General features: G+C 72.4%; 12 protein-coding genes. 4 read left to right on the top strand and 8 right to left on the bottom strand.

The window, feature by feature from the left end; all coding sequences use genetic code 11:
• Positions 1-7: 7 nt before the first annotated feature.
• The 4 genes from ACIQWG_RS08535 to lipB form a co-directional block, all read right to left on the bottom strand.
• Positions 8-709, bottom strand: a complete 702-nt coding sequence (locus tag ACIQWG_RS08535; RefSeq protein WP_404092051.1) for a DUF4191 domain-containing protein — start codon at positions 707-709, stop codon at positions 8-10.
• Between the two features lie 47 nt (positions 710-756).
• Complete coding sequence (locus ACIQWG_RS08530) at positions 757-957, bottom strand: hypothetical protein (RefSeq protein WP_404092049.1); 201 nt, start codon at positions 955-957, stop codon at positions 757-759.
• Positions 958-1214: 257 nt separating this feature from the next.
• Positions 1215-2180 (bottom strand): lipoyl synthase, encoded by a 966-nt coding sequence (gene lipA / locus ACIQWG_RS08525; protein ID WP_404092048.1) that lies wholly within the window; start codon positions 2178-2180, stop codon positions 1215-1217.
• A gap of 133 nt (positions 2181-2313) precedes the next feature.
• The gene (gene lipB, locus ACIQWG_RS08520; RefSeq protein ID WP_404092046.1) at positions 2314-3132 is read right to left on the bottom strand and encodes a lipoyl(octanoyl) transferase LipB; all 819 of its coding nucleotides are present in this window, start codon (positions 3130-3132) and stop codon (positions 2314-2316) included.
• Between the two features lie 282 nt (positions 3133-3414).
• Between lipB and ACIQWG_RS08515 the strand changes: the two genes are divergently transcribed.
• Entirely contained in the window at positions 3415-4854 is a 1440-nt protein-coding gene (locus tag ACIQWG_RS08515; protein WP_404092043.1) for a regulator, read from the top strand.
• Positions 4855-4875: 21 nt separating this feature from the next.
• Here the strand turns inward: ACIQWG_RS08515 and ACIQWG_RS08510 are convergent, their stop codons facing one another.
• Together ACIQWG_RS08510 and ACIQWG_RS08505 are read right to left on the bottom strand one after the other, a co-directional pair.
• Complete coding sequence (locus tag ACIQWG_RS08510) at positions 4876-6258, bottom strand: NAD(P)/FAD-dependent oxidoreductase (protein WP_404092042.1); 1383 nt, start codon at positions 6256-6258, stop codon at positions 4876-4878.
• 170 nt (positions 6259-6428) lie between these two features.
• Positions 6429-7334 (bottom strand): TIGR01777 family oxidoreductase, encoded by a 906-nt coding sequence (locus ACIQWG_RS08505; protein WP_404092039.1) that lies wholly within the window; start codon positions 7332-7334, stop codon positions 6429-6431.
• Between the two features lie 71 nt (positions 7335-7405).
• Here ACIQWG_RS08505 and ACIQWG_RS08500 point away from each other — a divergent pair, with 71 nt between their 5' ends.
• Entirely contained in the window at positions 7406-7906 is a 501-nt protein-coding gene (locus ACIQWG_RS08500; RefSeq protein ID WP_404092037.1) for a GNAT family N-acetyltransferase, read from the top strand.
• A gap of 18 nt (positions 7907-7924) precedes the next feature.
• On the opposite strand, the gene ACIQWG_RS08495 is transcribed toward ACIQWG_RS08500, so the two are convergent.
• A complete protein-coding gene (locus tag ACIQWG_RS08495; RefSeq protein ID WP_404092034.1) occupies positions 7925-9109 on the bottom strand; it encodes a MarP family serine protease in 1185 nt (394 codons plus the stop codon).
• A gap of 1277 nt (positions 9110-10386) precedes the next feature.
• On the opposite strand from ACIQWG_RS08495, the gene ACIQWG_RS08490 reads away from it, so the two are divergent.
• Positions 10387-11130 (top strand): peptidoglycan recognition protein, encoded by a 744-nt coding sequence (locus ACIQWG_RS08490; protein WP_404093505.1) that lies wholly within the window; start codon positions 10387-10389, stop codon positions 11128-11130.
• A gap of 4 nt (positions 11131-11134) precedes the next feature.
• On the opposite strand, the gene ACIQWG_RS08485 is transcribed toward ACIQWG_RS08490, so the two are convergent.
• Positions 11135-12274, bottom strand: a complete 1140-nt coding sequence (locus tag ACIQWG_RS08485) for a lipid II:glycine glycyltransferase FemX (RefSeq protein WP_404092033.1) — start codon at positions 12272-12274, stop codon at positions 11135-11137.
• Between the two features lie 181 nt (positions 12275-12455).
• Between ACIQWG_RS08485 and ACIQWG_RS08480 the strand changes: the two genes are divergently transcribed.
• A complete protein-coding gene (locus ACIQWG_RS08480; protein ID WP_404092030.1) occupies positions 12456-12662 on the top strand; it encodes a hypothetical protein in 207 nt (68 codons plus the stop codon).
• Positions 12663-12679: the final 17 nt, after the last annotated feature.

Below are 12679 nucleotides of genomic sequence, written 5' to 3'. Positions count from 1 at the left end.
AGGGGAATCAGCGGGCCTTCGGCCCGCCCTTCGGCAGCTTCATGCCCTTCGGCATGGGCCCCTTCGGCAACGGCATGTTGCTCATCAGGTCGCCCATGGCCTTCAGCCGGTCGTTGGTGGCGGTCACCTGGGGGCCGGTCAGCACGCGCGGCAGCTTGAGCATGGTGGTCCGCAGCTTCTTCAGCTCGACCTGGCCCTCGCCCGTGCCCACGATCAGGTCGTGCACCGGCACGTCCGCGACGACGCGGTTCATCTTCCGCTTCTCGGCGGCCAGCAGGCTCTTCACCCGGTTCGGGTTGCCCTCCGCGACCAGCACGATGCCCGCCTTGCCGACGGCCCGGTGGACCACGTCCTGGCTGCGGTTCATCGACACCGCGGGGGTCGTCGTCCAGCCCCGGCCGATGTTGTCCAGCACGGCCGCTGCGGCGCCCGGCTGGCCCTCCATCTGCCCGAAGGCCGCCCGCTCGGCCCGGCGCCCGAACACGATCGCCGACGCGAGGAAGGCGAGCAGCAGGCCCAGGATGCCGAGATAGATGGGGTGACCGATCAAGAAACCGATCGCGAGGAAGACACCGAAGGTGACGATTCCGACTGCCGCGAGTACAAGACCGATCTTCTTGTCGGCCCTGCGGGTCATCTTGTAGGTCAGAGCGATCTGCTTCAGTCGCCCGGGGTTCGCAGCGTCCGCTGCGGGTTCCTTCCTCGCCATGCCACGAAGTCTACGTGGCCCCACAAGCGCCTACGACGGCAGCGTCCTCAGAGGCGGGGAGCGGGGGTCTGCTCGAGGACGCGCTGTGCCTCGACGCGGTCCTTGGCGCGGCGGCGGTCCTCCAGTACGGACGTCCAGGCGTTGCGACGGGCGGTGCGCTGGCCGCTGCTCATCAGCAGCGACTCGACGGCACGGAGTGCAGTGGTGAACGACGGAATGGCGGTGGCGCGAACCGGCGCGGCCTGCATGGTGGAGGTCCCCCCTCGGGAATGACGGCTTCGGTGAGTGGTGCACGGGGCGTACAACCAGAGTCACTGATTGGTGTTACCAGGGCGTGACCGACCGGTCAAACACCAATGAAGCCTTAATGCGCCGCCCGAAAAGCTTGACGCGGCCCTGACGGTGCCCCTATCTGCGGGGACGTCCAGGACCGCGTCAACTCGTCGCTGTCGGGGGGTGTTTGCTTGTGCGCGGATTCACACGCGCACGGTGGCACCCCGTGCCATCAGACCGCCTGGGAGGCGATGTACGTACCCCGCTTCTCGACCGCCATCTGGTACAGCCGGCCGGCCCGGTACGAGGAGCGCACCAGCGGTCCGGACATCACGCCGGAGAAGCCGATCTGCTCGGCCTCGTCCTTCAGCTCCACGAACTCCTGCGGCTTGACCCAGCGCTCCACGGGGTGGTGCCGCACGCTCGGGCGCAGGTACTGCGTGATGGTGACCAGCTCGCAGCCCGCGTCGTGCAGCTGCTTCAGCGCGTCGCTGATCTCCTCACGGGTCTCGCCCATGCCGAGGATCAGGTTGGACTTCGTCACCAGGCCGTAGTCGCGGGCCTCGGTGATGACCTTCAGGGAGCGCTCGTAGCGGAAGCCGGGGCGGATGCGCTTGAAGATCCGGGGGACCGTCTCGACGTTGTGCGCGAAGACCTCGGGGCGGGAGGCGAAGACCTCCTGGAGCAGCTCCGGCACGGCGTTGAAGTCCGGGGCGAGCAGCTCGACCTTGGTGCGGCCGGCCTCGCGCCCGGCGGTCTGCTCGTGGATCTGGCGGACCGTCTCGGCGTACAGCCAGGCGCCGCCGTCCGGGAGGTCGTCGCGGGCGACGCCGGTGATGGTGGCGTAGTTCAGGTCCATGGTGACCACGGACTCGCCGACCCGGCGCGGCTCGTCAAGGTCGAGCGCCTCGGGCTTGCCGGTGTCGATCTGGCAGAAGTCGCAGCGCCGGGTGCACTGGTCGCCGCCGATGAGGAAGGTCGCCTCGCGGTCCTCCCAGCACTCGTAGATGTTCGGGCAGCCGGCTTCCTGGCAGACCGTGTGCAGGCCCTCGCTCTTCACGAGGTTCTGCATCTTCGTGTACTCGGGGCCCATTTTCGCCCGGGTCTTGATCCACTCGGGCTTGCGCTCGATGGGGGTCTGGCTGTTGCGGACCTCCAGGCGCAGCATCTTGCGTCCGTCGGGTGCGACTGCGGACACGACCGGCTCCCTAGCGATTGATTCTTCGGCGTCACCCAGGGTACGCCCGTTGATTTGTTGCCCGGCGTGGGCGCTGACCTTTGCTGGGGGCTGCCGCCCCCAGCCCCCCGCTTCGGCCTGAACGGCCTCGTCCTCAAACGCCGGACGGGCTGACAGACACCGGCGTCTTCTCCACCGACCGCGGCTTCAGCTCGGCGTTCTCCAGTACGTCCTTCAGGTGCCGCTCGACGACCGGCAGCACCTCGTCGATCGTGACGTCCCGGCCGAGCTCGTTCGACAGCGAGGCGACGCCCGCGTCGCGGATCCCGCACGGGATGATCCGGTCGAACCACTTGTTGTCCGGGTTCACGTTCAGCGCGAAGCCGTGCATGGTCACGCCCTTGGCGACCCGGATGCCGATCGCCGCGATCTTGCGGTCCTCGCGCCGCTGGCCGGCGTTGGAGGGGGCGTACTCGGGGCCGTCCAGACGCGGGTCGAACTCCTCGTCGGTGAGGCGGGGGTCGAAGTCCAGGGCCAGGCCGCCGAGCGCGGGGCGCTGCTCCACCGGGTCGCCCAGCACCCATACGCCGCTGCGGCCCTCGACCCGGGTGGTCTCCAGGCCGAACTCCGTGCACGTGCGGATCAGGGCCTCCTCCAGCCGCCGTACGTGCGCCACGACGTCCACCGGGCGGGGCAGCTTCTGGATCGGGTAGCCGACCAGCTGGCCGGGACCGTGCCAGGTGATCTTGCCGCCGCGGTCGACGTCGATGACCGGCGTGCCGTCCAGGGGCCGCTCGTTGTCCGCCGTGCGCCGGCCCGCCGTATAGACCGGAGGGTGTTCGAGCAGCAGGACCGTGTCGGAGATCTCGTCCTCGAACCGGGCCGCGTGCACCCGGCGCTGCTCGTCCCACGCCTGCTGGTACTCGACGGCGTCCGCGCCGAATCCCATGCGGACGAACCGCAACTCACTCACGGCAAGCGCCTCCCTGGAAGCAGCCTTGAAAGTCGTAAGGCACAAAGCGTGCCTACGCCACTGTACGACCGGGGCGTTCGAGTGCGGTCTCGCGGTCTGCGTCAGCCCGGTAGGGCAATCCTCACACGATCGGATGAATAGGCGGCGTAATGTGCGATCGACTGCTTACTCTCCGCTACATTCGCGCCGTTCGAGAGGCCAAAAGGGCAGCTCACCGGCAATCCGGGCACTCGGTGGCCGTATGGCTCTGCGAGGCCCGAAAGGCAGGAGACCGCACCGCAGATGACGGAACGACCCGCGCAGCGCACTCCCAACCGCCAGCTCGCCGCGCTCATCGCAGAAGCGGGATTCTCCAACGCGGGTCTCGCCCGCCGAGTGGACCAGCTCGGCCTCGAACACGGGCTTGATCTCAGATACGACAAGACATCGGTCACCCGCTGGCTGCGCGGACAGCAGCCGCGCGGCACCACGCCGGCCCTCATCGCCGAGGTCTTCACACGCCGCCTCGGCCGTCGGCTCAGCGCCCAGGACCTCGGGCTCGACGCCTGCGCGCCCGTGTACGCCGGGCTGGAGTTCGCCGCGTCGCCCGAGGAGGCCGTCGACATCGTCAGCGGACTGTGGCGCAAGGACTCCGGCAGCCACGCCGAACTCCGCAAGATCGCCTTCACCCCGGCCGGGCTCGTCGTGCCCAGCCGGGACTGGCTGATCGGCCGCGCCGACGACAAGGTCGCCCGCGGCGAACCGCTCGCCCGCATCCCGGCCCAGGTCCGTCCCGCGGCGGTGCCCCGCCAGCGCGGCCAGGCCGAGCGCGGCCCCGGCCAGAAGGTCACCGGCGGCGACATCGCCGCGCTGCGCTCGGTCGGCGAGCTGTTCCGCTCCCTCGACGACATGTACGGCGGCGGCCACGCCCGGCAGGCGCTCGTGCGCTATCTGGAGCACGAGTGCGAGCCGATGCTGCGCGGTACCTACGGCGAGCAGACCGGCCGCCGCCTGTTCGCGGCCGCCGCCGACCTCACGCGGCTCGCGGGCTGGACGTCGTACGACATCGCCGCGCACGGGCTCGCGCAGCGGTACTTCGTGCAGTCGCTGCGGCTCGCCCAGGCCGCGGGGGACCGGCCCTACGGCTCCTACGTCCTGGTCACCATGAGCCGCCAGGCCGTCTATCTCGGGCACGGCCGTGAGGCCGTCCAGCTGGCCCGGGTGGCCCAGCAGGGGGTGGGCACGGGCGCGCCGCCGGTGGTGCAGGCACTGCTGCACGCCTGCGAGGCGCGCGGGCACGGCGTGCTGGGGGAGGTGCGCGCCTGTACGGCCTCCCTGGTGCGGGCCGAGCGCGCCCTGGAGGCGGCACGTCCCGGCGACGACGTGCCGTACTGGGCCCGGTTCTTCGACGAGGCGCAGCTGGCCGACGAGTTCGGGCACTGTCACCGGGATCTTCAGCAGTTCCGCGCGGCGGCCCAGCACGCCGAGCGTTCCCTGCAACTGCGGGCACCCGCCTATGCCCGCAGCCGGCTGTTCTGCCGCGTGGTGCTCGCCTCCGCCCGTCTGGGGCTCGGTGAACTCGACCAGGCGTGTTCCCTGGGGGCGGAGGCGGCCGGACAGGCTGTCGAGATGCGGTCGGTGCGGGCGATCGAGTACGTCAAGGACTTCGAGCGGAGGTTGGAGCCGTATCGGGACGCGGCGCCCGTGCGGGGGTACCGGGACAAGGTCGCGGCGCTGTTGTAGGCCGCGCCCGCGCGGGGTGTCTCAGGCCGCCGCCCTTAACGGCTCCGCCCGGTGCATCGAGCCCGCCGCGCCCAGATCCGACAGGATCGCCGCGGCGGCCCGGTGCGCCGAGTGGAGCGCGCCCTGGACCGTGCTGGTGTCCCGGTGGTCGCCGCAGACGTACAGGCCGGCCAGGAGGCGCACCGGGCGGCGCAGGTCGTGCGGTGGGCGCATCGCCGGGACGGCCTCCGGGGTGTGCTGCACGGCGAGGGTCTCCCAGCGGGCCGTGGAGGTGCCGTAGAGGCGGGACAGGTGCATCCGTACGGCCGTGTCGATGTCGGGCGGCGGGGTGCCCAGCACCGTCGAGGAGATCAGGGCCCGGCCCGCCGGGGCGCGGGTCGGGTCGACCTGGCTGATCACCGCCGTGTGCGCGACCGGGCCGCCCCGGTCGGCGTCCAGCAGGAGCGCGGCGCCGGTGGTGGGCGGTTCGTCGGTGGTGTGGTGGACGACCGTCACCGGATGGAAGTCCGGCACCCGCAGCCCCGGCAGCAGTTCGGCGGCGGTCCGCGCGTCCGTCGCCACCAGGACGGCCCGGCACCGTATCTCGCCGTGCTCCGCCGTGGTCACGGACGTCGTGGCCACCGAGGTGACCCGCACCCCGGTGTGCACGGTCCCCGGCGGCAGTGCCTGCGCCAGCAGCTCCGGCAGAGCCTCCGCGCCGCCCTCGGGCACGCACAGCCGCCCGCTGGCGAAGGCGCGCAGGGCCAGATCCGCGCAGCGGCTGGACGTCGCCAGCTCCGGGTCGCACAGCAGGGCGGCCAGCAGCGGCCGCAGGAAGCCGTCGATCGTGCGCGCGGGAAGCCCGCGTGCCGCCAGGGCCTCGGCGGCCGGCAACTCCGGTCGGGCCAGCAGCCGTTCGACCGGGGAGGAGGCGAAACGGGCGAGTGCGGCGCCGAGTCGGGCCTGGTCCACGGCGGAGCCCAGCGGGGCGCCCGCGCGCACCCTCGGGATCGACGCCTGTCCCGCGACGCCCCGCACGGACGAGGGCCGAGGGGCGCTTGCCAGGGCGCGCACCGCGTGCAATGCGCCCCTCGCGCGCCTGGCGCCCATCGCGCTCGGCACCGCTCCCGCGCGCTGCCGACGTCCGTCGCTGTGCAGCAGGACACCTGGCGCGAAGGGGCGCAACGCCAGGTTGTCGAGACCTGGGGTCAGGCGTAGTTCGGGATACGACGTGGACAGCAGTTGCCCGATCCGGTCGAGCCGGAACCCGTCGACCTTCTCGGTCGCCATGCGGCCGCCCGGGCAAGGGGCGGCCTCCAGGACTGCCGTCGTTATTCCTGCGCTGGTCAGGCGATGTGCCGCGGAGAGTCCGGCGACCCCGGCTCCCACGATGACGACGTCCGCCTGGTACGCGGGCTCAAGCACGTGCCCCTCCTCGAGGTTGCGCGGCCGGTGGAGACGTCATGCCCCCAACAGGCTCCGGGAATACCCGAGTTCGGGACGAGGTTAGGGCGGTGATCGGTCAGCAACAGTCGCGCATCGACAGAGCACGGTCGCACGGCGGTCGCATACGGACTTCCCGGTCCGGTCGGCGGTCACCTCGCCGCGGCCCGGATCGCCCCCTCGATCTCCGGGAACGCGAAGGTGAACCCTGACTCCAACAGGCGGGTGGGCAGCACCCGTTGACTGCCGAGAACGTCCCCCGCCATCTCGCCGAGCACTGTCCGCAGCACCGGCGCGGGCACCTGGAACAACGTGGGCCGGTGCAGCACCCGGCCCATCGCCTCGGTGATCTCACGGTTCGTCAGCGGCTGTGGGGCGGTCACATTGAACGGGCCGGACAGGTCGTCCCGGTCGATCAGATGCCGGATGGCGGCCACCTCGTCGTGCAGCGAGACGAAGGACCAGTACTGCCGCCCGTCGCCCAGCCGCCCGCCGACGCCGGCCTTGAACAGCGGGAACAGCCGTCCCCAGGCCCCGCCGTCGCGGGCCACCACCAGCCCCGTGCGCGGGAACACCGTCCGCACGCCCGCCTCGCGCGCGGGCGCCGCCGCGCCCTCCCAGTCGACGACCAGCGAGGGCAGGAAACCCTCGCCGGGCGGGGCGCTCTCGTCGACGGCCCGCTCACCGGTCTCGCCGTAGTAGCCGATCGCGCTGCCGTTCACGAAGACCCGCGGTCGCCGCTCCGGCTCCAGTGAGGCCATGGCCTCGGCGAGCGCCGCCGTGCCCCGCACCCGCCCGGACCGCAACGTCGCCTTGTACGCGTCCGTCCAGCGCCGCGAACCCACGTTCGCCCCCGCCAGATTGACCACCGCGTCGCACCCCGCGAGCCCCGCCGCGTCCACGGACCCGCCGTCCGGGTCCCACCGCACCTCGTCCTTGGACCTCGGCGCGCGGCGCACCAGCCGTACCACTTCGTGCCCGTCGTCGAGCAGGGAGCGCACCAGAGCACCGCCGATGAGGCCGGAGGAGCCCGCCACCAAGATTCTTGAACGTTCCATGAGATCCATCCTGCCCGTGACCCGATAAAGCCCTGGTTGGCATCCCTTCCCCCGGACGTAGGGTGGCGCTCATGCCCGCACCGCACCAGTCGCCGAACATACGCATCGCCCTGCCGGACGACGACGAGGAACTGTCCGCCCTCGACCGCGGCACATGGTCCACGCTGCACGCGGTCACCCCACGCCCGCAGCCGCCGTACGCCCCCTTCTTCGACGAGCGCCACGCTCCCGGCGACCACCTCGTCGCCGAGCTCGACCGCCACATCGTCGGCTATGTCCGGCTGGCCTTCGCCACCCCGCTCGTCTCCAACGCGCACGTGCGGCAGATCCAGGGCTTCGCCGTCGCCGACGAGGCCCGTGGCCGGGGCGTCGGCCGGGCGCTGATCCGCGCGGCCGTCGAGGAGGCCCGCCGCAGGGGCGCGCGCCGCCTCACCCTGCGCGTCCTCGGGCACAACACACCGGCGCGCAAGCTGTACGAGGCGGAGGGGTTCGTGGTGGAGGGGGTGCTGCCGGAGGAGTTCTTCCTGGACGGCCGCTATGTGGACGACGTGGTGATGGGGCGCATGCTCTGACCGCCCTCGCGGCCTGCCTCAGGAGGTGACCAGTTCCCCCGTGTCCACGGGTGCCGTCGCGTTCGCGGCGCGTTCGGCGTCCGCGGCGACCTCGGCCGCCGTCAGGACGTAGCCGGTCTCGTCGTCGGAGGTGGAGCGGGCGAAGACGACGCCGAACACCTTGCCGTCGGTGGTCAGCAGCGGGCCGCCCGAGTTGCCGGGGCGCACGGTGGAACGGATCGAGTAGATCTCGCGGGTGACGGTGTCGTCGTTGTAGATGTTCTGGCCCGTCGCCTGTACGCGGTTCGCGACCGTCGCCGCCTGGAGGTTCAGGTCGCCGTCCTCCGGGTAGCCCGCGACGACCGCCGAGTCGCCGCGCGAGGCGTCGTCGTCGAATCCCAGGACGGGGGCGCGCAGCTCGGGGACGTACAGCACCGCGACGTCCCGCGCCGGATCGAAGAGCACCACGCGTGACTCGTACGACCGCCCGACGCCGCCGACCCGGACGGCGGGCGCGTCGATGCCGGCCACCACGTGGGCGTTGGTCATCACATGCTCCGGGGCGTAGACGAAACCGCTGCCCTCGCGGCCCTGGGTGCCCGAGGCGCCCTCGATCTTGACGGTGCTGAGCTTGGCCGCGTTGGTCGCGGCCGCCGTCACGCTGTCGCCGGAGGGCTCGGCGACCTCGGCGGTGGACTCGTTCTCGAACGGGTTGAAGACCTGTGGGAAGCCTGCCTCGGTGAGCGCGGAGGTGGCGCGGGAGAACCAGGCCGGAGTGGTGTCCGGCATGGCGTCCTGCACGGTGCCGAGGAGCCGGGAGTCCCGGATCGCCGCCGTGAGCACCGGCGAGGAGGACGCGGCGAGGACGCTGGCCGCGACCCAGGCCACGATCAGCACGGCCACCGAGTTGGCCACGGCGCCGCCGACGCCGTCGGCCACCCTGAGCGGTCCGCGGTCCAGCTCCCGGCGCAGCCGCAGCGCCAGCCGTCCCGCCAGCTCGTGCACCACCACGGCCGGCACCAGCACGGTGAGCACCGCGGTCACCGTCGCCTGCGTCGTGCCCGGCGTGACCAGGTCCATCATCCACGGCAGGATCCATACGCCGATCACCGCGCCGCCCACGAAGCCGGCGAGCGACACACAGCCGGCGACCAGTCCCCGGCGGTAGCCGGACGCCGCGTAGGCCAGGATCACCAGCAACAGCAGGATGTCGAGCAGGTCCACTGAGCCGCCTTTCTCTCGGACCCCTTAGTACGCGCGTCAGCCGCCCGTTGATCAGCACACACGCCCACGCAAACCGGGAACCGGCCACGCTGCGTGCACCAGGAGAAACGCCCTGGACCGGGACGATGGTTCCACCGCGTGTCACACCACACATCGCGGGCGGACGGGATCCGTCGGACAGTAGGACCATGCGTGTCTTCCGACGGGTCACCCGAGGGGTCTTCCCAGGCACACGGGGGAGACGAAGACCTCGTGCCGTACGAATACCTTGGGCTGCGCGGATGTGGGAGGCGGGGTGGGTCGCGCGGAGTGGGGGAAGCGAGGGGGAGGGGGCTGGTGTCTCGCCTTCGGTGGAGGGTGGGCGGGGAGGGTCGGATGCGGGGGATGGCGGGAGTGCCGCGCACGCAATCGGTGCGGGGTCTGTAGCGGGATCGGAACGGACGGCCCAGAAGGCCGAGGGCCAGGCGGGCTCCGGCCGGGCCGAGGGCGATGTGCCCGAAGTCCGGGAGCGGCCCGAGGGCCCTGAGCCGCCCCAGGCCCGGCGCAAGGCCCGGATCAGGCGCCGGCTTCGCATCGAGCGGCACGGAGCGATCCTGCGGCCGTCCGGAGCCGAGCCGGGGACCGGAGTCCCGCAGACAGCCGCCGGGACAGGGCCGTGGGCCGGTGCTCAGGAGACGTCCGAGCCGCGGCAGCCCGTCGGCATCCACCGGACACCTCCGGATCAGCGGCCGATTGGAGCCCCGGAGAGCGAGCCACCGGCTGGTACGCACCGGACACCCCCGGATCGGCAGCCGACCCGAGCCCCACGGACACCCGAGGCCAGGCCACCGGCTGGTCCCCACCGGACGCCGGAGGCTCAGCAGCCCGCCGGCACCCACCAGACACCCGGGCCCGGGCAATCGGCCGAGCCCGCCCAGACTCAACGGCCGGCCGCCACCCCCCACACCTCCACCCCCAGCCCGTCGACAGCCGACCCCCATGCCCCCCGTATGCACCGGAAGTCCCGCTCCAAGCTCCGGGCCGAGCGGGGGCGGGAGCGAGGGGTGCGGGGGTCCGGCGCAGGGCAGGTGCCCCGGATTCGGCGGCAGCTTCCCTACGAGCGGCAGGGCCGGTTTCGACGGCGGCCCGCGTACGGGGCCGGCAACCCCGGCGAGGCCGCCCGCTCGGCGCGGGCCGCGCGTCCGCACCGGTGGATCGAGGCCCGGCTGGAGCCCTTCCTCCGGCAGCAGCGTCGGATCTGGTCGCGGAGCGGTCCCGGGGCTCGTGTCCCCGTCGGGCTGCTCGTGGTGCTCGCCTGTCTTCCGGGGCTCGCCGCCCTGTTCGCGCTGGTGCTCTGCGCGCGCGGGGTCGAGCGGAGCGTCGAGGCGGGCGAGCGGCCCGTCGCGGCCCGGCAAGCGGGGGCGTACCGGGCGCCCATGCCGCGCATCGTGCCGCGGACGGCCTGGCTGGACGGCGACGCCCGGCGGGCGCAGCCGCCCCCTCGGTACGACGACGAGGTCGTCGCCGTGTTCGTGCATCACACCGACTCGCCCAACGGATACGACTGCGCCGACGTCCCCCGCATCATCCGGGACGTGTACACCGGCCAGACCGGCTCACGCGACTGGGACGACATCGGCTACAACTTCCTCGTCGACCGCTGCGGCACCGTCTACGAGGGCCGCGCGGGCGGCATCACCCGCCCCGTCACCGGCGCCCACACCCAGGGCTTCAACCACCGCACCACCGGCATCGCGGCCATCGGCACCTTCACGGCCGGCGTACCCGTGCCCAAGGCGATGACCGACGCGATCGCCGCGATCGCCGCCTGGAAGCTGGGGCTCTCCGGCACCGACCCCCGCTCGGCGGTCCGGCTCACCTCCAGCAACAGCCACAGCCGCTACTCCGCCGGCACCAACGCCACCTTCCCCGCCGTCGCCGGCCACAGCATGGGCTACATGACCAGCTGCCCCGGCGCGGCCCTGAGCGCCCGCATCCCGGAGATCAGGGAGGCCGCCGCCCGCCTCCAGGGCAGGCCCTGAGCGCTCACCGGCGCCCCAGATAGACCCCCACCGCCCGCTGGAGCGCCTTCCCCTGGCTCCCCACCGGCCGCTCCCACTCCCCGAGGTACTCCACGGCCCTGCCGCCCGCCCCCGTCTTGAACAGCAGCCGCCCGAGCAACCGGCCCTCGGTCAGGCTCGGCGTGACGGAACGCAGGTCGTACGTCCGTGCCCCCGCCTGCCGGGCGTCCCCCAGCATCCGCCACAACAGCGCGCTGCTCGGCCGCAGTTCCCGCCCCCGTCTACCGGAGGCGGCGTACGAGTGCCACACCCGGGAACCGACGCTGATCATGAGCGCCGCGGAGAGCACCTCACCGTCGTACTCGGCGACGTAGAGCCGCAGCCGGTCCTCGTCCACGGAGTTCAGGGCCGCCCACATGCGCTGGAAGTAGCTCAGCGGGCGGGCCCGGAACCCGTCGCGTTCGGCGGTCGCGGTGTACAGACGGTAGAACTCCGGCAGGTCGGCGGCCGTGGCCCAGGACACATGCACACCCGCCCGCTCCGCCGTGCGCAGGGACTGCTCCCAGCGCGGGGCGAGCGCGTCGCGCAACTCGTCCATCGAGCGCCCCGCCAGCGGCACATGGCAGCCGTAGCGCGGCTGACCGAGGCCGAAGCCGCTGCCGTGCCCCTCCGCGCACCGCCGCCACCCGAGCCGCCCCAGCCGCTCCGCGACGTCCAGCGCCTGTCCGTCGAGGCCGTCGGCGGGCAGATCGTGCAGATCGCGTACGTCGGGGTCGGCGACGCCCGCCGCGACGGTGTCCGCCTCCCAGTGCCGTACGACCAGCGGCGGTCCGATCCGGAGCGAGAACGCCCCGCGCCCCTCCACATGGGCGACCAGGGCGTCCAGCCAGCGGTCCACCCGTGGCGCCCGCCAGTCGATCCCGGGGCCGTCCGGGAGGTAGGCGAGGCAGCGCCGGGTGCCGGGCAGCGGGCGGTACAGGACCAGCGCCGACGCGATCAGGACCTCACCGGCGGGCCCGTCCTCGAACCAGCCGACGCTCTCGGAGTGCCAGCCGGGCTTCACATCCGCCCACTCGGGAATCTGGAGGTGGCTCGCGTCGGGGTACAGCCGCAGATGGGCCAGGTGGTCCTCGCGCGTGATCTCCCGTACGTACGGGCTGGTCATGGGCTGAATGCTCCTGTTCGGGGCGGCCACCGTAAGCCGGAGATCACACACCGGGTCAAGAGACGGAGAGTGAACCTTCCCGGAAGGCACAACCCTCACAGGCTTCTCGTAGCGGGCTCAAGGGGCGCCCCGAGACAGCCTTCCTATCGTCATGGACACGTACCGACCGGAGGTGGGGATCATGAGCAGCAGCAGCGGTGGCGGTAACAGCGGCAAGCGTGTCTGGACGGTCGTCTGCGCGGTCGCGACCGTCGTCCTGGGGCCGGCCGCCGTCACGGCCTCCGCGCTGGACCAGGCCAACAAGGCGCCGATGCACCACGCGGTGAGGGCCGAGCAGACCCAGGCGTACATCCCGTCCGACCCGAGCCGGAGGCGGGTCGTGGCCTGAGGTGCGGCCGGCGGTCC

The sequence above is a fragment of the Streptomyces sp. NPDC098781 genome, assembly GCF_044759995.1.
GTDB lineage: Bacteria > Actinomycetota > Actinomycetes > Streptomycetales > Streptomycetaceae > Streptomyces.
Note: the sequence above shows the minus strand (reverse complement) of the source record. Positions and strands in the feature narration are given on the sequence as shown.